This window comes from Kitasatospora sp. NPDC023120 (genome assembly GCF_055560835.1).
Map to the genome: position 1 here is coordinate 32360 of NZ_JBVHHY010000031.1, position 17814 is coordinate 50173.

At 73.8% G+C, this 17814-nt stretch carries 17 protein-coding genes; 7 read left to right on the forward strand and 10 right to left on the reverse strand.

Annotation, left to right across the window (positions count from 1 at the left end):
• Positions 1-44 precede the first annotated feature (44 nt).
• The gene (locus ACZ3TI_RS34035; RefSeq protein WP_465733175.1) at positions 45-758 is read left to right on the forward strand and encodes a class I SAM-dependent methyltransferase; all 714 of its coding nucleotides are present in this window, start codon (positions 45-47) and stop codon (positions 756-758) included.
• 242 nt (positions 759-1000) lie between these two features.
• Positions 1001-1843 carry an undecaprenyl-diphosphate phosphatase gene (locus ACZ3TI_RS34040; RefSeq protein ID WP_465733263.1) on the forward strand — a complete coding sequence of 281 codons (843 nt, stop codon included), beginning with the start codon at positions 1001-1003 and terminating at the stop codon, positions 1841-1843.
• 150 nt (positions 1844-1993) lie between these two features.
• Here the strand turns inward: ACZ3TI_RS34040 and ACZ3TI_RS34045 are convergent, their stop codons facing one another.
• Positions 1994-3505 (reverse strand): HEAT repeat domain-containing protein, encoded by a 1512-nt coding sequence (locus ACZ3TI_RS34045; RefSeq protein WP_465733177.1) that lies wholly within the window; start codon positions 3503-3505, stop codon positions 1994-1996.
• Positions 3506-3793: 288 nt separating this feature from the next.
• Here ACZ3TI_RS34045 and ACZ3TI_RS34050 point away from each other — a divergent pair, with 288 nt between their 5' ends.
• Positions 3794-4378: a hypothetical protein gene (locus ACZ3TI_RS34050; RefSeq protein ID WP_465733179.1), complete on the forward strand. Its 585-nt coding sequence runs from the start codon at positions 3794-3796 to the stop codon at positions 4376-4378.
• Positions 4379-4515: 137 nt separating this feature from the next.
• On the opposite strand, the gene ACZ3TI_RS34055 is transcribed toward ACZ3TI_RS34050, so the two are convergent.
• Positions 4516-5997 (reverse strand): DNA-binding protein NsdB, encoded by a 1482-nt coding sequence (locus ACZ3TI_RS34055; RefSeq protein ID WP_465733181.1) that lies wholly within the window; start codon positions 5995-5997, stop codon positions 4516-4518.
• 540 nt (positions 5998-6537) lie between these two features.
• Here ACZ3TI_RS34055 and ACZ3TI_RS34060 point away from each other — a divergent pair.
• Entirely contained in the window at positions 6538-7776 is a 1239-nt protein-coding gene (locus ACZ3TI_RS34060) for an aminoglycoside phosphotransferase family protein (protein WP_465733183.1), read from the forward strand.
• Between the two features lie 99 nt (positions 7777-7875).
• Here ACZ3TI_RS34060 and ACZ3TI_RS34065 read toward each other — a convergent pair whose 3' ends face one another.
• From ACZ3TI_RS34065 to ACZ3TI_RS34080, 4 genes are all read right to left on the reverse strand, one after another.
• Entirely contained in the window at positions 7876-9168 is a 1293-nt protein-coding gene (locus ACZ3TI_RS34065; RefSeq protein WP_465733185.1) for an acyl-CoA dehydrogenase family protein, read from the reverse strand.
• Positions 9169-9334: 166 nt separating this feature from the next.
• Positions 9335-9418, reverse strand: a complete 84-nt coding sequence (locus tag ACZ3TI_RS34070) for a putative leader peptide (protein ID WP_465733265.1) — start codon at positions 9416-9418, stop codon at positions 9335-9337.
• Positions 9419-9574: 156 nt separating this feature from the next.
• Complete coding sequence (locus tag ACZ3TI_RS34075; protein ID WP_465733187.1) at positions 9575-10069, reverse strand: hypothetical protein; 495 nt, start codon at positions 10067-10069, stop codon at positions 9575-9577.
• A 749-nt stretch (positions 10070-10818) separates the two neighbouring features.
• Positions 10819-11031, reverse strand: a complete 213-nt coding sequence (locus tag ACZ3TI_RS34080; RefSeq protein ID WP_097239819.1) for a DUF397 domain-containing protein — start codon at positions 11029-11031, stop codon at positions 10819-10821.
• A 386-nt stretch (positions 11032-11417) separates the two neighbouring features.
• On the opposite strand from ACZ3TI_RS34080, the gene ACZ3TI_RS34085 reads away from it, so the two are divergent.
• Complete coding sequence (locus ACZ3TI_RS34085) at positions 11418-11957, forward strand: PTS-dependent dihydroxyacetone kinase phosphotransferase subunit DhaM (RefSeq protein WP_465733189.1); 540 nt, start codon at positions 11418-11420, stop codon at positions 11955-11957.
• 43 nt (positions 11958-12000) lie between these two features.
• Here the strand turns inward: ACZ3TI_RS34085 and ACZ3TI_RS34090 are convergent, their stop codons facing one another.
• From ACZ3TI_RS34090 to ACZ3TI_RS34100, 3 genes are all read right to left on the reverse strand, one after another.
• Positions 12001-12489, reverse strand: coding sequence for an NUDIX hydrolase (locus ACZ3TI_RS34090; RefSeq protein WP_465733191.1), 489 nt, complete (start codon positions 12487-12489; stop codon positions 12001-12003).
• A gap of 128 nt (positions 12490-12617) precedes the next feature.
• Entirely contained in the window at positions 12618-13127 is a 510-nt protein-coding gene (locus ACZ3TI_RS34095) for a sugar transferase (RefSeq protein ID WP_465733193.1), read from the reverse strand.
• Positions 13128-13458: 331 nt separating this feature from the next.
• Complete coding sequence (locus tag ACZ3TI_RS34100; RefSeq protein WP_465733195.1) at positions 13459-13731, reverse strand: hypothetical protein; 273 nt, start codon at positions 13729-13731, stop codon at positions 13459-13461.
• 406 nt (positions 13732-14137) lie between these two features.
• Between ACZ3TI_RS34100 and ACZ3TI_RS34105 the strand changes: the two genes are divergently transcribed.
• On the forward strand, positions 14138-15175 hold the full coding sequence (locus tag ACZ3TI_RS34105) for a polysaccharide deacetylase family protein (RefSeq protein WP_465733197.1): 1038 nt from the start codon (positions 14138-14140) through the stop codon (positions 15173-15175).
• A 590-nt stretch (positions 15176-15765) separates the two neighbouring features.
• Here ACZ3TI_RS34105 and ACZ3TI_RS34110 read toward each other — a convergent pair.
• A complete protein-coding gene (locus ACZ3TI_RS34110) occupies positions 15766-16536 on the reverse strand; it encodes a glutamate racemase (RefSeq protein ID WP_465733199.1) in 771 nt (256 codons plus the stop codon).
• A gap of 57 nt (positions 16537-16593) precedes the next feature.
• On the opposite strand from ACZ3TI_RS34110, the gene ACZ3TI_RS34115 reads away from it, so the two are divergent.
• On the forward strand, positions 16594-17742 hold the full coding sequence (locus tag ACZ3TI_RS34115; protein WP_465733201.1) for a glycosyltransferase: 1149 nt from the start codon (positions 16594-16596) through the stop codon (positions 17740-17742).
• The last annotated feature ends 72 nt before the right edge of the window (positions 17743-17814 follow it).

Here is a 17814-nt window from a genome sequence, read left to right on the forward strand (position 1 = left end):
GCGCCCTCTTTCCCCCCGCGCCCATCCGTGCTCGGATGGCGGACATGGCTGACGACCGACGCAAGGGCTACGACGGAACCGGCGAGGGCGCGATCACCCCGGACGGCTGCGCCGTCGAGGTGTGGACCCGCCTCCCCGCGGGCGACGCCCCGGACGTGATCGAGGCCGCGGTGCCGCCCGGCGCGAGCATCCTCGAACTGGGCTGCGGCGTCGGCCGGATGACGCACCCGCTGACCGACCGCGGCTTCACCGTGACGGCCGTGGACGAGTCCGCCGAGATGCTGGCCCGGGTCCGCGAGGACGTCCGCACGGTGCGCAGCCCGATCGAGGAGCTGGACCTCGGCGAGCGCTTCGACGTCGTCGTGCTCGCCTCCTTCCTGGTGCACGCCGGTGATGTGACGGTCCGTCAGAAATTGCTGGAGACCTGTCGCCGCCACGTCGCGGAGGACGGCTGCGTGCTGGTGCAGCGTGAGGGCGAGGACTGGCACCTGAACGTGCCGCGCGAGACCGCGATCGGCCCCGGCGCGTGGTCCCGGCTGGTCTCCGCCACGCCGGTCGGCGACGGCGTGAACTCCGTCCGCTGCGAGTACGAGTTCCCGGACGGCGTCTGGACGCAGACCTTCCTGTCCCGCCCGCTCGGTACCGAGGCCTTCGAGCAGGCCCTGGCCGACGCCGGCCTGACGGTCGAGCGGTACCTGACGGAGGACCGCACCTGGGTCCGGGCCAGGCCCGCGGACCGGCCGCACAGGGCCCGCTGACCGGGACCGACCCCCGCCGCGGGCGACCCGAACGGGCCCGCACGCAAAGGCCGGACAAAGGGTGAACAAAGAACTGTCACTTTCACCCCGTACCATCGGCCGCGCGCCGGGCCCGTGCGCGGCCTGCGGGCCGGGCGGGTCGCGGTCGTCCGCACGCCCGTTCCGACCCGCGAGGACCCGCCCATGCCGCCCATGCCGCCCCTGCCCACCGCCCGACGGATACCCCCGGCGGGTGCCCGGTGATCAACTGGTTCCACGGGGCCGTCCTCGGCCTGATCCAGGGGCTCACCGAGTTCCTGCCGATCTCCTCCAGCGCCCATCTGCGGGTCTTCTCCGCGCTGCTGGGCTGGGACGACCCGGGCGCGGCCTTCACGGCCGTGACCCAGCTCGGCACCGAGACGGCGGTGCTGATCTACTTCCGCCGGGACATCGCCTCGATCGTGACGACCTGGGCCCGGTCGCTGGTCCGCCCGGCGCTACGCTCGGACCCGGACGCCCGGATGGGCTGGTTCGTGATCATCGGCACGCTGCCGATCGGGATCCTCGGCAAGCTGTTCCAGGACACCATCGAGACCCATCTGCGCGACCTGCGCATCATCGGCACCACGCTGATCGTCTTCGGCCTGATCCTGGCCTTCGCCGACCGCACCCGCGCCGTCCGCCACGCCCGTCCGATCAGCGACCTCACGCTGCCGCACGCGGGCATCTACGGCTTCGCCCAGGCCCTGGCACTGATCCCGGGCGTCTCCCGCTCCGGCGGCACGATCAGCGCGGGCCTGCTGCTCGGCTACAGCCGGGAGGCGGCGGCCCGCTACTCGTTCCTGCTGGCGATCCCGGCCGTGCTGGCGTCAGGGACGCTGGAGCTGTTCAAGATCGGCGAGGGCCCGGCGCCGGCCTGGGGGCCGACCATCCTGGCCACCCTGATCGCCTTCGCGGTCGGCTACGCGGCGATCGCCTGGTTCCTCAAGTACATCTCGAGCCACAGCTTCCTGCCGTTCGTGGTCTACCGGGTGCTGCTCGGCGTCCTGATCATCGGACTGGTGGCCGGCGGCGTCCTGACCCCGGACGCGGGCTCGGTGAAGTAGAACCACGTTCCAGAACCGCGGACCAGGAGGGCTCTCGAGGACCGCGCTCCAGGAGCGTGCTCGGAACCCGGTCGCGGATCCGGAAAGCAGTGGGCCGGGACACCCGACGGTGTCCCGGCCCGCGCAGCTTCGCGGAGGGCAGCCAGCCCTCTAACGCCCGAACTCCCGGGCGGCGGTCAATCGGCCGCGTACGGCGGCGTGGACCTCGGCCTCCTCGGCCGGGTCGGCGGCGAGCCTGCGCAGCCGTTCCAGCACGCGCGCGTCGCCCGTGGTGGCGACATGGCGCGCGGCGAGCTCACGCGTGGACTCCTCGCAGTCCCAGAGGCACTCGACGGCCGGCCCCTCGGGAAAGTGCACGTCGGTGGCGGCGAGCGCCCGGGCGGCGCGACCGCGCAGCTCGGAGGAGGCGGCCTCCCCGTAGATGTGGCGCAGGACCGGTACGGCGTCGGCGGCGGCCAGCCGCCCCGCACCGTCCACCAGCGACCCGAGCCCGGTACCGCCGACCCCGCGCACGGAGACCCAGCGGCGCAGTCCGGCGACCACCAGCGGCGCGTCCTGCGGCTCGCCGGCGTCGGCGAGGAGCCGGACGGCGGCCTCGCCGAGCGCACTGTCCGCGCCCCCGCTGGCCGGGTCGGCCCAGCGACGGGCCTGCGCCAGCACCTCGGGACCACGCATCCGGCCGAGCAGCTCCAGGGCGGCCCGGACGACCCGGTCGTCCACGTCGGCGGCGGCGGCCTCGATCAGCTCGACGGCGGCCGGATCCCGTTGGTCGACCAGGTGGCGCAGGGCCGCGCGGCGGGCGCCGGGCAGGCCGTTGCGGGCGGCTTCCAGCAGCACCGGACGGTCCTCGGGCCGGACGACGGCGGTCAGGCAGCGGGCGGCCGCGGCGGCGCGGCGGTCCACCGCGTCGGGGCCTTCCGACGAGCCGGTGTCGGGCGCGGGCTCCGGGCGGGCGTCGGGCCGACCGAGGAAGGCACCGACGCCGACACCGCCCAGGTCGCCCTGGTCGGCCCAGGCCAGCACGTCGGCGGTGGACCAGCCGGGGGTGACCCCGCTGCGGTTGATCTGGCGTTGCCAGAGGTCGAAGGGTGACTGCTCGGCGGCGGCCGCCACTCTCGGGTGGTAGGCCGCCCACAGCCGCCACGGCCGCGGCTCGTACGCGTTGCGGATGAACTCGCGCAGCTCAGCGTCGCCCTCGGGGCCCGGCGCGAAGTGGTCCAGCACGGCGGTGCCGAGCAGCAGCAGGCCGCGGTCGTCGTCGCGCAGGGCGAGCTCGTCGAGGGCCCAGGCCCAGTTGGCGCCGGTGGCGGCGTACTCGCGCAGCAACAGCAGCGCGTCGCGCCGGCCGTACGCGGCGAGGTGGCCCAGGACGGAGAGGGCGAGGCCGGTGCGGCTCTCGTCGTCGGTGACGAGGTCCTCGGCGGAGTGGAGGTGGTCCTCGATGCCGTCGAGGGACGCCTCGAGCTCCATGTAGAGGCGGGCGTAGTAGAGGGAGCGGCTCTCGACCTGCCAGTCGGCTCGCGGATCCCTGGTGACGCACTCCTCCAGCGCGGCGATGGCCTCGGCACGGTCGGCGGCCAGCGCATGGAGCTGCCCGTCACCACGGCCTCGCTGCAGGAGGCCTAGGAGGCTGGCACTGGGTGCTATCACTGGCTCGAACATGAGGTCAGCATCCGTTGCGGCGGTCGTAGTGGCAACGGGATTTCCGTCGCCGGGGTCTCTGGTCGGTACTGCGGTGGGCGCCCGGGCGCCGGAATCACCGAAGGTTACCGCCTCACGCACCCGTCCGCACACAGGGCGACGGAGCCCGCTGCCACAGTGGCATATGCCAGAGGAATTTTGCCTGCGATCTGTCCAAATCGCCCACGGGGGTGAGGACGCTGTGCGACAGTCTTCTCACTACCCGAGCGACCCGCACAAAGCGGGCCGAACCCGAGCAATGGACCCGTCATGAACATGCCCTTAGGCGCCGCCCGCCCACCGGGCACCGCCACGGTGGACGGCGCCCCGGCGGGCGCGAACGGGACGGACGACGGCGGCACCGGCGGCGACGCCGACTGCGGAACGGACGGCAGAGTGGACGGCACGGCGCGGGAGCCGTCCGGCCCCTACCGCGGTGACGGCGGCAAGGACGACGGTGCCCTCGACGGCGACACCGCCCTGGCCGGCGACGGGGTCCCGGACGGCGATGACGTCCTGGACGGCGACGGCGTCCTCGGCACCGCCGAGTGGGACCTGCTGACCGACGGCGTCCGCTGGAACGCGGAGACCTACCTCCTCCTCGGCTGCGACCCGGACCACGGCCCGCTCAGCCTCGACCGGCTGCCCGACCGCCTCCCCGAGGCGGACCGGCCGCTGCTGCGCCGGATGATGACCGACGCCTTGGTGCACGGCCGCGTCTCCGTCGGCACCCTGCGGATCCGCCGGCCCGGCGGACGGCACGCCGGAGTCGAGTGCGCGGGCGAACCCGTCCTCGGCATCGACGGCACCGTCACCGCGCTGCGCATGCTGCTCCGTCCGGCACCGACGGACTGAGCCACGGCACCCCGGGGCCGAGCCGAGCCACCACGCGGCTGAGCCAAGGCGCCGCCGGACCGCGCCGAGCCACCACGCGGCTGAGCCAAGGCGCCGCCGGACCGCGCATCACCGCACCGCGGCGCCTTCGAGCCCCTTCAGGTCAGCCGCGGCCGGTTCTTGGCGTCCGCCGCCCGCAACTCCCGCCCCAGCTCGGCCCGCAGCTCGTCCACCACCGGCAGCCCCCGGTACGCCGCCGTCAGCCGGTACATCTCGCGCAGTCGGTCCCAGGTCCGGTGCGAGGAGTTCTGACCGATCAGGTTCATCACCATCTTGGCCTGCAGCTCCGCCGCGTCCGGCTCGCCCGTGATCAGGTGCACCGAGGCCAGGGTGATCCGGTCGAACAGCGCCGAGCGCAACTGCCCGGTGCCCTCCCGCAGGGTGATCACCTGTTCGGCGCGCTTGCGGGCCTTGGGGGCCGCCGCCGGGTCGTGCTCGGCCAGCGTGCGCAGTACCAGGGCCTGCATGCCACGCAGTTCGGCTTCGTCGAACACCTGCATCCAGGACGGCGGCGGCTCCGGCGACTCCTCGGCGAACAGGTCTTCGGCCTCGCCGAGCAGCCGGTAGGTGTCCTGGGAGTGCCCGATCGAGGCGTGCGCCCAGGCCTCGACGGTGTTCAGCATGGCGCGCGTTCTGGGCGCCGGCCGTCCACCGGCCGCCTTGGCCGCCGACATCAGGTCGAGCGCGTCGTCGGCCCGGCCCAGGTGGACCATCTGCCGCGCGGCTCGGGAGATCGCCTCGCCGGCCCGCGGCCGGTCGCCGGCCTCCTTCGCCGCCTCCGCCGCGATCATGAAGTACCGCTGGGCGGTGGGCTCCAGGCCCACGTCGTGCGACATCCAGCCCGCCAGCACCGCGAGGTTGGCCGCGACCAACCACAACCGCTGCTCCACCACCTGCGGGTGGCGGTGCGTCAACAGCCCGCCTACCTCGTTGAGTTGACCGACCACCGCCTTGCGCTGCAACCCGCCACCGCGGGCCGCGTCCCAGGCCCGGAACACCTGCACCGAGCGCTCCAGCGACTCCACCTCGTCGAGCCCGACCGGGCCCGCGTCGTACACGTCCACCACCGGGCGCGCCCCGCTCCCGGTGACCACCTGGCGCGGCCCGGGGACGGCGGCCGCGTACGCGACCGCGTCCCCGCCCAGCCAGCCCTTCAGCGAGTCGGCGATGACCGCCCCGGCCGTGAGCGCGGCTCCGGCGCCCACCAATCCACGTCGGTTCAGCATGAGGTCCATTCCCGTGAACTCGGTGAGGACCGCGGCTGTTCGATCCGGCGACCATGGCACTGCTGCGGACGGCTCCGCTCCGGACCTGGTGGGCCGGTGTCGTTCCAGACCGAGGTCCTCAGTGGTGACGACACGGCCGAGCCGCTCCGTGAACACGGCTGCCAGCACCCTCGGCACCGGATCGCGCGGGATCTCCCCCTGCTCGATCCAACGCCGTACCCTCGAGGTGTCGGTGGACAGTTGCATCTGTCCCATCGCGGCACCACGACGGTTGACCAGCCGCGCGAGCTCGCCCTTGGACCATCCGGTCAGGACGAACAGATCGGCGAGTCGGGTGTTGGGTCCCCTGCTCAATGAAGCCCCCAGGTTCCTCGGCTCCTCCGAGGCTAGAGGCTCCGGCAAGTGCCAGGCGAGCATTCGCCACGGTTCGCCAGGGCCCGCCAGACTACTAAGCCAGTGCCCGACGGGTGTGTTGTAGGGGTGCGCCACCTCGCCCCCCGGGTCGGGCGGCGTCCCACCGGCGTCGGGGCAGTCCCCCGACGGTGTCACGGGACGCTCCCGGTCCTCACCCGAGGGGGTGGCGCGGCCGGGTGGCGCGGGAGCGCCGGGCACGGCCACGGCAGTCCGGCCGACCGCATTCCCCAGGGTGCGGACGGTCGGAGCACCGCCGAACAGGGGTTCCCGACCCCGCGTCCGTGCCCGGCGCCCGCGCACCACCCGCCGCACCGCCCGCCGCACCGCGGCGGCGCGGGAAGCGCAGGCAGCACCGCACCACCGCACCGCACCGCACCACCCGCAGGGCCGCCGTCACGCCAGGAAGCACACGGCACCGGCCCTCCCCCGCCCCCGCGGGGCCGCACCCGCCGACGGACCGGAAGGGACCACCCTCAGCCCATGTACTCCTCAGCGACGACCCCCACGCCCACCACGACCCGCACCGCGCTGCGCCCCCCCACCGCAGCCGCCGGCCGGCCCGGCCCCAAGCAGGTGCCCCCGGCGAGCCGTCCGGCGGCTCCGCGCGGCGTCGAGGGCCGGGCCACGGACACCCGGGTCGTCCCGGCCGGCCGTACGGCGCCGGTCCCCTCCGGCCGTACCGCGCTGGGGCTGCGCGGGCCCGAGACCGCCCCGCCGGTCGGCGGCCGGATCCCGCTCGCGCGGCAGGCCGACGGCCAGGTGCTCCGCGCCCGGCGGCCCGGCCAGCCCGTCGGGCCGGAGCGGATCGACCCGGCGGCGCTGCAGACCCCGTCGGTCCGGGCCGCGCTGGCGAGCGTCTCGCGGATATGTCCCGCGTTCACCCCGCGCCAGGTCCTGCGCGAGGGCAGCCGCCACATCCTGGTGGCGGGCACCATCGGGCGGGCTCCGGTGGTCGCCAAGTGCCTGGCGCCGCAGGCGGTGCGGAGTGAGTACTTCGAGCAGCTGGTGGCCGACTTCCACCACGAGGTCGCGGTCTACCGGGCGTTCGTCCGGCACCGCCCGCCGGTGCGGCTGCCCCGGCTGGTCGCGGCCGACCACGACCGCTGCGTGCTGGTCATGGAGCGCGTGCCCGGCCGCCCGGCGGCCCGGGAGCGCCACCCGGTCAACGCGCCCACCCCGGGCGAGGTGCGGGCGCTGCTCAACACCGTCCGGACGCTGAACCTGTGGCGGCCGCCGACCGACGTGTTCCAGCCGCGCCTGGACTACCAGTTGGAGATCGCCCGCTACCACTCGGTGGGCCAGCTCACCGACCGGGACGCCGGCGACCTGCGCGGCCTGCTGCACGGCCTCGGGAACACCCCGATGCAGCTCTGTCACGGCGACGCCCTGCTCAGCAACATGCTGCTGGCGCCGTCCGGCCCGGTGCTGGTCGACTGGGAGCAGGCCGGCTGGTACCTGCCCGGCTACGACCTGGCGGTGCTGTGGAGCGTGCTCTCCGGGGACACCGCGGCGCGCCGGCAGATCAGCCAACTCGCCCAGAGCGGCGGCACACTGGCCCGGGACGCGTTCCTGGTGAACCTGGTGCTGGTGCTGATGCGGGAGATCCGGCTGTACGACGTGCCGGGCGCCGGCGAGGAGCAGCGGATCATGATCCGTCGGCTCTACGACGACGCCGCACTGGCCCGCCGTGCGGTCCGGGCCGCGGTTGGGACGCGCTGAACCACCCGGTCCGGGCCGGCGGTTCACGGGCCCGGACCACCCGCTCGGCCGTGACGGCGCCCGGCTGTCATGGCCGGGCGCCGTCATGGCCGACTGCTGTCACGGCCGGGCGCCACGCTCCAGGGCGGCCCGGCCGGCGGCCTCCAGGACGGTCTCGTCCGGCGCCAGGTGCACCCGGCTGCTGAGCACGTCCCGCAGGTAGCGCTCCAGCGGGTGACGCCGGCTCAGGCCGGGGTTGCCGGTGAGCGCGACGGCCTGCTGGACCGCCGCCGTCGCGGCCCGGGTCGCCAGCAGGTGGGCCGGTCCGGTCCGGGCGACGGCGTCCGGCTCGCCCCGGTCCACCCGGGGCGCCAGGCCCTCGAGCAGTTCCTCGGCGCCGATCAGCTGGGCCTCGATCTCGCCGAGGGCGCAGCGGTACCGGGGCAGGGTGCCGAGCGGCTCGGTCAGGTTGGCCGGAGTGCGCTGGTTGAGGAAGCGGACCAGCCAGGACTCGGCGGCCCGGGCGACGCCGATCGCCACCGCCGAGAGGGCCAGATCGTGCCAGGCGCGGGAGAGTTCGGCCTCGCCGTCGTCGGTCTTCGGCTTCGGCTCGCGGGTGCCGAGGCCGAGCGCGAGGTCGGCCGGCACCCGGACCCGATCGAGCACCACGTCGTGGCTGGCGCTGGCCCGCAGGCCTAGCTGGTCCCAGGTCGGGTCGATCTCGAGGCCCTCGCTGTCGCCGCGGACGAGGAAGGTCCCGATCCTCGGGTCCTCCTCGTCGGTCCGCGCGGTCACCGCCATCCAGGCCAGTGCCTCGGCACCGGTGCAGTACGTCTTCCGGCCGGTCAGCAGCCAGCCGTCGCCGTCCCGCCGGGCGACCGTCTCCGGCAGTCCGCCCGGCTGCGCGCCGGGCTCCGCCCGCAGCGTGTTGACCAGCGCGGGACCGCGCCGGGACTCGGTGAGCAGCCGCCGGTATCCGGCCGTCGGCCAGTCCGCGCGGCGGGCCTGCTCGGCGTGCCGGAGCAGGGTGAACGCGGCGACCACGGCCACCGAGGCGTCCCCGCGCCCGAGTTGGGACAGCACCCGGACGGTGTCGGCGAGCGTTCCGCCCGGTCCGCCGTACTTCCGGGAGACGGTGAGGGTGAGCAGACCGGCCTCGTGGACCGCCTCGATGCCCTGGTACGGGAAGGTCGCGTCGCGGTCGTGCTCCTCGGCACGGGCGGCGAGCAGGTCGACCACCCGGGGAAGCCCGGCCAGCGCGGCCTCGACCGCCTCGCGCTCGGACGTCGGGTGGCCGGAACCGGTCTGGCCGGAAGTCGACGGCGGCGGCGAGGCGGCCCGGGACCGGCCGGCGGACGATCGTTCCTCGGACGATCGGTCGACGGACGAACGGTTGGCGGCGCGGGTCGTCATGATGCTGTGCCTCCGGGCGGCAGCGTGGGCTCGACGGATGCGGGCGGCACGCCGCACGGGCGCGCGGTACCGACTGGCGGCTCCGGAGATCGGTTCACGGCCCGCCCCCGGGATTCGGCGCCGACCGGACTCGGACGACCCCCCGCCGCCGGGGGACGGATCCCCCTCAGCTACCCGGACACGCCGCGCTGGCGGTGCGCCGCAGGTCCAGATGCCTGCGACGGGTCAACAGCGGGAGACGGCACGGCATGTTCGCGACTGTACGAACCGTTGATCGATACCGTCAAGCAGCGTCCGGCCCGCGGGCGGGAACCGGTCCACACGTCCGGAACCGGATCCCTCGGGTCCGCGCCCGTCGGATTCAGGCCTGACGGATTCAGGCCTGACGGATTCAGGCCGACCGGGTTCAGCCCTGTTGGAACATGTCCGCCGGAAGTGGCTTCAACAGCTGATACAGGTCGTCCGAAATCGGCCGGTCCCAGGACGCGATGGTGACCAGGACGCCGTCGCTGCGGCCGAACTGGGAGCAGAACACGCGCTCCTCGCTGACCTTGACCTTCTTCACGATCAGCAGGTCGTCCCCGAGCATGACCGGGAAGTCCTCGGCCGAGACGAACTCGACCGGCTCGTCGTTCTCCAGCGCCGCGAGCAGCTGCCGCACCTCGAAGGGCACGTTGTCGCCGGTCTCCCGGGCGGGCGAGCCCTCGGGGAGGTTGCCGATGAACATCGCCGGGCCTCTGCCGCCGAACAGGTCGTAGCGCAGGAAAATCCCCTGGCAGGAGCCGTCCGGGCCGGTCATCATGGCCGCACCGAAGTCGCCGGGCCAGTCGCCCGGGTCCATCGCGAGCACGTCGAAGTCCGGGCCGGCGGGCTGTCCGGAGCGACGGCGGAGAAAAGACATGGGAACATCGTACGTGTCCGGCACACCGCGTTCGCGAGGTGGGTGGGACACCGACGGGGGGCGGGCGGGAGATCGACGCTCAGAGACCAATGTTGACTCTGAGCAACCGTCCGGGCTACGTTCGGTTCAGCACGACAGCCGTTCTGGGTTTCACCCTCCGGGGGGACGGCATGTCGCAACGCGGCCCTACACGCGTATCCCTCACTGTGCACTTGTCGTGCCGAACTGCCGAGCACCCAGCTTCGTCAATCGTCATCGCATACAGCACGAACACACAAGCCAACAGTTCCAAGCATCAAGAGCCAGATCCGCGGGGCCCCGGCCCGTCGCTCCCGTGGATCTGCTCGGGACGCCGCCGCGTGGGGGCGTGCGGGTCCCGAGCATCGGTGCCGTCCTCCGAGTCGCTCTCGGATTCGGCGCCAACCTCCCGGCGACTGCCGGCCCCTCGTGGGCCGGGACCGGCCGACGCACCCCGGTGCGCAGGGGATGACTGGGAGGATGGCCTGGCAGCACTGCCGGGCCGCACAGCAGGCGCCGTGTCTGGCCGCGTGGGGGCGGTGGGCACGGCGTCTGCCTGTGCTCATACTCTGAGCTGCGTTTGTCTAACAGTCAACAGAAATTCTGACGGGGTACGCTCAATAGATCATCAGTTGTGATGTTCCGACCGGTAAACCGCCTGCGGAGCGGGCCCCGGTCGGTGATCCGGAGTCCGCTCCGCAGTGGCTGGGTGAACTTCTCGGGCGCGATCCTCAGGTGAGGTCGAACTCGCCGTCCCGGGCGCCGAGCACGAAGGCCCGCCACTCCGCCGGCGTGAAGACCAGGACCGGCCCGTCCTCCTGGCGGCCGTCCCGCATCCCGATGTACCCGTCCACGAAAGCGATCTGGACGTCCCCGACCCCCTGGCTGCTGCACAGCCACTCCGCACCGGTGAAGTCCACCCTGGGCTTCCCGCTCGGCGCCAGCTCCGGCTGCGCGCCGGCCTGCGTGTCCGTCCCGCTGTTGACTGCCACTGACCGATCTCCTCCCGACGGCGTTCCAGGCCCAGCCTAGCCACACCGCCCGTGCCCGGTCAGCGGGTTGACGAGGACTCCCCCGCCCGGGGACGGGCACCGCCGGAGGACCGCTCGAGGCGCCCTGGAGAAGGTCGAGGCGTGTCCCGACCGGCGGGGGCGTCGGGCAGCTGCCAGAGTGCTGCCAGGGCGCCTCCCGGGCCCGGGAGGCGCCCCTCCCGGGCCGACGCGGCGCTCCGCGGCCCCATGGGCCGGACCGCACCTCCGGACGACCCCGCCCGCACCCGCCCACCGCCCCACCAACCGCCCACCCACCGACCCGCCCAAGGGAGCAGCCGATGAGCCGCCGGGACGGCACCCGCGCCGACGTCATCCCCATCTCCGACGCCCCCTCGGCCCATCCCCCGGCGCCCCGTACGCCGCCCTCGCCCACGTCGCTGCCCCGGCCGACGCCCGGCCGGCCCCCCACGCACGGCCGGGTCGGGATCGTCCTGGTCTCACACAGCCAGGAACTGGCCACCGCCGTACGCAACCTCGCGCTCGCGTTGACCGGATCCGACTCCCCCGCCCCCGTCTCCGCGACCGGCGGTGACCCGTCGAACGGACCGGGCATCAGCGCCGTCCTGGTGGCCGCCGCGACCCGCCGGGTGGACCAGGGCCACGGCGTCGTGGTGCTCGCCGACCTGGGCGGCGCCGTCACCACCGTCCGCGCCCTGCTGTCCGAGGCCGACGAGCACGGCCTGCCGTTCCCCGTCCGGTTCGCCAACGCCCCGTTCGTCGAGGGCGCGGTGGCCGCCGCCGCGACCGCCACCGCGGGCGGCGACCTGGCGGCGGTGCTGGACGCGGCGGAGGAGGCTTACCGGCAGCACAAGGGCTGATCCCGTGACGGGGCCGGGGGCCGGGGGCGCGCAGGCCGTGCGGTCAGGGGCGTTCCTTGCCCTGCCAGGTGAAGACGGCCGGGCCCTCACACTCGAGCGCGTGGCGCAGCCGCTCGTGCTCGGACTCGATCATCGGCGGCAGCTCGTCCAGCGCGAACCAGCCGACCTCCAGCGACTCGTCGTCGTTCACCCGCGCCTCCCCGCCGACCGCCCGGCAGCGGAAGGTCAGCACCAGGTACTGCGTCACATCGCCGTTCGGGTACGTCACCTGCGGCGAGACGGTGACCGAGGCGAGCAGCTCGGGCACGGCCACCACGCCGGTCTCCTCCCGGCACTCGCGCACCACACCGTCGGCGGGCTGCTCACCGGGGTCGAGGATGCCGCCTATCGGCGCCCAGCGGCCGTCGTCGGCCCGGCGGGCGAGCAGCACCCGGTCGTCGTCGTCCAGCACGACGGCGACGACGGCGCTCAGCCAGAGCGGGCGGTGGCCCACGAAGGAGCGGAGTTCGGCGAGGAAGGGGGGAATTGCCATGGGGCGCAGCCTAGCCGGGCACTTCCCGGCCGACCCGCCTGCCGACCCGCCCGACCCGCCCGACCGACCGACCGACCAGGCCCGATCGCCCTGGCTCGGCCGCACGGCACGGGTGGCTCCCGCCCGGCTCAGACCGGCTGGTCCCCGGTGGGGCGCAGCCGGTCGGCGGTGGGGCTCAGCAGGGCCAGGACGGTGCGGACGAGGATGTGCAGGTCCAGCCGGAGCGAACGGTGCTCGACGTACCAGAGGTCGAGTTCGGTGCCGTGGCCGTGGAGCTGGGCCCAGCCGGTCAGCCCCGGGCGCACGGCGAGCCGGGCGCGCTCGCGACAGGAGTACCGGTCCACCTGGTCGGGCCGGTCCGGTCGGGGGCCGATCACCCCCATCTCGCCGCGGACGACGTTCCAGAGCCGCGGCAGTTCCTCCAGCCCGGTACGGCGCAGCAGGGCGCCGAGCCGGCCGTTCCCCCCGGTCCGGAAGCGCAGGATCCGGAACTCGCGACCGCGCCGCCCGGTCCGGGTCTGCCGCTGGAGCACCGGGCCGCCGGCGGTGCAGCGCAGCAGGACGGCGATCAGCAGGGCAAGCGGTAGCGCCACGATCGCCGCCAGAGCGGCGACGGCGAGGTCGCCACCGCGCTTCATGAGGCGGACATGGCACTGTCCGGTCTGCCGCTCATCGCTCCCCTCCACGGCGTTTCGAGCCGGAAGAACGCATTCACAGTAAGGGCGCGCCGAGGCGATTGTTCGGGAATGGTGAAAGAAGGAGACCAGGGATTGTCCAACAGGACGACATTCGGTCGATCTGACCAATTTCGATCGATCTGCCGTATTGGAATGCCGAACGTGATCGACGTACGGGCAGCCGCCGCATCACGAACCGATCCGAGCCAATTTTTGTCACGTTCATGACTTCCTGTCGCGACTTCCGACCGCGGCTTCCCGCCACGCTTCCGGCTGCCACTTCAGGCCGCCGTCAGAGCGCGGTGCGCCGCCGATCGCGGAAGCGGCCGAAGGCGATCCGGCCGAGCAGCAGGACGCCGGCCGCCAGGCAGCCCGCCACCGCCATCGCCCAGGCCGGGCCATCACTGTCCGGAACGATCACCGCAACGACGATGCCTGCCGCGAGGCAGGCCAGGCCCACCACGGCCAGCGGAATCCGGTGGGTCACCAGGGCTCCGCCTCTGCACGCGCGGGCCATCCGGGAGGCGCCGTGCAAGTGGAAGGGGTCACGGTCCGCATCTGCCATGAGCCCAAGGTACCCCGGGCCGAGGCGGCGGGCAGCCCGCAGGGAGTCAAGGATCGGACACGCTGCGCAACCGGAAGATGGGGGTCACCGAGGGGTGTGCCGGGGCCTCGCCCAGGGGCCGTCCGCGAGTGCCGGATGCGCATTCCGGCTCCACAATCAGTCCACGAAAAATCCTCGTCCCCCCGGTACAACCATCCCCGTGGTGCAACGGTCTCAATGGCATTGAGTGATCCAGGAGCCGTTCGGGGGACGGGTGAGAACCCCCCACCGAGAACAGGAAAATCCAGGGGCGGAGCCGCCGACCCCTGGAGTCGGAGGCCGGGCTCCATCCTCCGGCGGTACCGCCACGCCGCTCGGCGAACGAGGGGGAACCGTGCCGCAGTCCCAGTCCACAACATCGATCTCCATGGCCCGCGCCAGGCCCGCGCTCGGCGTGCGCGCGCTACCGCCGCCCGCCGGGTGCGCGGTGGACCGGCGCGACGGGAGCCGGCACGGCAGGGGCCGTCGCCATCTCCCCGTCGAGGCGGAACAGCAGGACGCGCGGGGCGAATGGCTGCGGTTCGCCCCCGTCCAGCCGCTGTTCCGGGCCCGGGCCGCCCAGCGCCTCGCCGTGCTCGCGTACCACGGGGTGACCGACCACCGGTCGTTCGGCGCCCAGCTCGACCGGCTCCAGCGGCTCGCCACCCCCGTCTCGCTCACCGCCGTCCTCCAGGCCGTGACCGAGCGGCGGCCACTGCCGCCCCGGAGCGTCCTGGTCACCTTCGACGACGCCGACCGGAGCGTCCTCACCCACGCCCTGCCCGCCCTCGACGCCCGCGGCATTCCGGCCACCGCCTTCGTCATCTCGGAGCTCATCGGCACCGAGCGGCCGTTCTGGTGGCACGAGGCCGACTTCCTGGCCCGACACGGGGGCCGGGCACGCTCGCTCGACTGTCGCCACCCGTCCCAGCTGCTCCGCCGGCTCAAGGCCATGCCCGACCCGGACCGCCGGCGCAGCCTGCACGAGCTGCGCGTCAGCGCCGACCGCCGACCACCCAGCCAGGAACAGCTCTCCCCCGCCGACCTGCTCGCCCTCCGGGACGGGGGCGTGGCCATCGGCAACCACACCCAGGGGCACCCGTGCCTCGGGCGCTGCGACGACGACACCGTCCGCGCCGAGATCACCGGCGCCCACGAGGCCCTCACCCACTGGCTCGGCGAGCCCCCGACGGCCTTCGCCTACCCGGACGGCGGGCACGACCCCCGTGCCGAAACCGTCCTGCAGGAACTCGGCTACCGCCTCGGCTTCCTCTCCGACCACCGCCTGGGCCCCCGCCTCCCCTCCCACCCCCTCCAGATCAGCCGCCTCCAGGTCGACTCCACCACCAGCACCCGCCGCTTCGACACGATCCTCTCCGGCCTGGAACCCGCCTACCGCCGCTGGCGCCGCCAAGCCGTCGCCTGACCCACCGCGCGTGGGAAGTCGGCCTGCCCGACTTCCCACGCGCCCATTGCCCAGGAGGCAGCAACAACGCCTTCTCGGCAATCTCCCGTTGGCGGAAAATCTATGCGAGTAGCGCTGCGCGAGAAGTCGACCGAGCCGACTTTTCGTGCACGGCGAGACGCTCTACGCGAGTAGAAACCTTGCTGGTCGGTGCGAGGCGAAATCAACCGGCTTTCCACATGGCGCCACCCGGCGATCACATCGCCCACCAAGCCACCGCCAGGGCTTCACCGCGCGAGAAGTCGACCTGGCCGACTTTGCGTGCTGGACAACCGGCCACGCCAGGAGATGTCTACGCGGGTAGAATGGCTCGGTCCGCAAGCCGTGGCGATCGCCGCTCACGCCGCCCAAGCACAGGAAGTCGACCCGGTCGACTTCCCGCGCAGCACCCCTCGGCAATTTCCCCGTCGTCGATGCGAGAAAGTCGGACTTCCCGGATTTCGACATCGCATAGCCGAATGCGGCAGTGGAACCCGACTTCTTCGCCCCGAATACGACTGGACCTCCCCCACTGCGGAGGGAGGTCCAGATGGATGCGGTGTGCTGCCGGGTCAGCCGATGAGGGTGGCCAGGACGTTGCCCTGCGGGTAGAGGGCGGCAGCCGGGGGGAGGACAGCGGGGGCGCCGGCGTGGAGGACGGTGAGGGTGCCGCCGCCCGTGCGGGTGGGGTCGCTGACGCGGCGGAGGGCCTGGGCGGCGACGGCGCCGGCGGAGCCGTGCAGGACGAGCGCCGGGGAGGCGGTCGGGGCGACGGCGGCGCGGATGCGGTCCTCGACGAGCTCGTAGTGGGTGCAGCCGAGCACGAGGACGTCGGTGCCCGCGGGCGTACGGGCGGCGGCATCGTCGATGGCGGCCGTGATGGCGGCGTCGTCGCCGTGCTCGACGGCGTCGGCCAGGCCCGGACAGGCGACCTCCGTGACCTCCGCCGTCCCGCCGAACTCGCGGATCAGCCCGCGCTGGTAGGAGCTGCCGGTGGTGGCCGGGGTGGCCCAGATGGCGACCCGGCCGCCCAGCGCGGCGGCCGGCTTGATGGCCGGGACGGTGCCGATCACCGGCAGCCCGGGCTCGAACTCGGCACGCAGGGCGGCGAGCGCGTGGACGGAGGCCGTGTTGCAGGCGATCACCAGCGCGTCGGGGTCGAGCTCGGCGGCGGCCCGGCAGCAGCCGAGGGCCAGCTCGGTGATCTCTTCCGGCGTCCGCGGCCCCCAGGGCATCGAGGCCGGGTTGGAGGACAGCACCAGGTCCGCGTCCGGGCGCAGCTTCCGAACGGCGGCAGCGGCGGCCAGCAGGCCGATTCCGGAGTCCATCAGTGCGATCTTCACGGGTCAAGACTTTAGTCGATCCGCCCGGTCGACCCCGTTCTGCGGCAGACTGCCGGGGTGACCGTCCTGCTGTGGATCACCGCGTTCTCCCTGCTGGTCTGGCTCTGGCTGGCGTGCTGCCACGGCTCGTTCTGGCGTACCGACGTCCGGCTGCCGCCGCGTCGTCCACCGGCCCGCTGGCCGCAGGCGGCGATCGTGGTGCCGGCCCGGGACGAGGCGGCGGTGCTGCCGGTGAGCCTGCCGACGCTGCTGGCGCAGAAGTACCCGGGGCGGGCGCGGGTGATCCTGGTGGACGACCACAGCTCGGACGGCACCGGCGTGCTGGCGGCGGAGCTGCGGACCATCGACGGACTGGAGCTGACCGTCACCACCCCTCCCCCGCTGCCGCCCGGCTGGACGGGCAAGCTGTGGGCCCTGTGGCACGGGGTGGAGCTGGCCGGTCCGGACGTCGAGTACCTGCTGCTGACGGACGCGGACATCGCGCACGGCCCGGACTCGCTCGCCGAGCTGGTGTCGGCGGCCGAGAGCAACGGCCTGGACCTGGTGTCGCAGATGGCCCGGCTGCGGGTGGAGACGGGCTGGGAGCGCCTGATCGTGCCGGCCTTCGTGTACTTCTTCGCCCAGCTGTACCCGTTCCGCCGGAGCAACCGCCCCGGGGCCCGGACGGCGGCCGCGGCGGGCGGCTGCTCGCTGGTGCGGCGCGAGGCGCTGGAGCGGGCCGGCGGGGTGGCCGCGATCCGGGGTGCGGTGATCGACGACGTGTCGCTGGCCCGCGCGGTGAAGTCGACCGGCGGCCGTACCTGGCTCGGCCTCGCCGGGGAGGTGGACAGCGTCCGCCCGTACCCGCGGCTGGAGCAGCTGTGGCGGATGGTGTCGCGCAGCGCGTACGCCCAGCTCGGGCACTCGCCGCTGCTGCTCCTCGGGACGGTGCTGGGGCTGGCGCTGGTGTACCTGGTGCCGCCGGTGGCGACGGTGGCGGGGCTGGTCGCGGGGGCCCCGGCGGTGGCGGCGACCGGCGGGGCGGCGTGGGCGCTGATGGCGGGCACGTACCTGCCGATGATCCGGTACTACGGCCAGCCGGCCCCGGCGGCGCTGCTGCTGCCGTTCACGGCGGGGATGTACCTGCTGATGACGGTCGACTCGGCAGTGCAGCACTGGCGTGGCCGGGGCGCGGCGTGGAAGGGCCGGACCTACTCGCGGGCGTGACCCCCGTCCACGCCCGCGAGCAGTTGGTCTTCCCTTCCCCGTCACATGAGCGCGGCGCCGGGGAATCCACCG

Coding starts and splice junctions, on each gene's coding strand:
- ACZ3TI_RS34095 (WP_465733193.1), bottom strand. CDS start 13,127: ATGAAGCGCGGTGGCGACCTCGCCGTCGCCGCTCTGGCGGCGATCGTG.
- ACZ3TI_RS34070 (WP_465733265.1), bottom strand. CDS start 9,418: ATGCCGTGCCGTCTCCCGCTGTTGACCCGTCGCAGGCATCTGGACCTG.
- ACZ3TI_RS34050 (WP_465733179.1), top strand. CDS start 3,794: ATGAACATGCCCTTAGGCGCCGCCCGCCCACCGGGCACCGCCACGGTG.
- ACZ3TI_RS34090 (WP_465733191.1), bottom strand. CDS start 12,489: ATGGCAATTCCCCCCTTCCTCGCCGAACTCCGCTCCTTCGTGGGCCAC.
- ACZ3TI_RS34065 (WP_465733185.1), bottom strand. CDS start 9,168: ATGACGACCCGCGCCGCCAACCGTTCGTCCGTCGACCGATCGTCCGAG.
- ACZ3TI_RS34035 (WP_465733175.1), top strand. CDS start 45: ATGGCTGACGACCGACGCAAGGGCTACGACGGAACCGGCGAGGGCGCG.
- ACZ3TI_RS34075 (WP_465733187.1), bottom strand. CDS start 10,069: ATGTCTTTTCTCCGCCGTCGCTCCGGACAGCCCGCCGGCCCGGACTTC.
- ACZ3TI_RS34045 (WP_465733177.1), bottom strand. CDS start 3,505: ATGTTCGAGCCAGTGATAGCACCCAGTGCCAGCCTCCTAGGCCTCCTG.
- ACZ3TI_RS34105 (WP_465733197.1), top strand. CDS start 14,138: ATGGCCCGCGCCAGGCCCGCGCTCGGCGTGCGCGCGCTACCGCCGCCC.
- ACZ3TI_RS34100 (WP_465733195.1), bottom strand. CDS start 13,731: ATGGCAGATGCGGACCGTGACCCCTTCCACTTGCACGGCGCCTCCCGG.
- ACZ3TI_RS34085 (WP_465733189.1), top strand. CDS start 11,418: ATGAGCCGCCGGGACGGCACCCGCGCCGACGTCATCCCCATCTCCGAC.
- ACZ3TI_RS34060 (WP_465733183.1), top strand. CDS start 6,538: ATGTACTCCTCAGCGACGACCCCCACGCCCACCACGACCCGCACCGCG.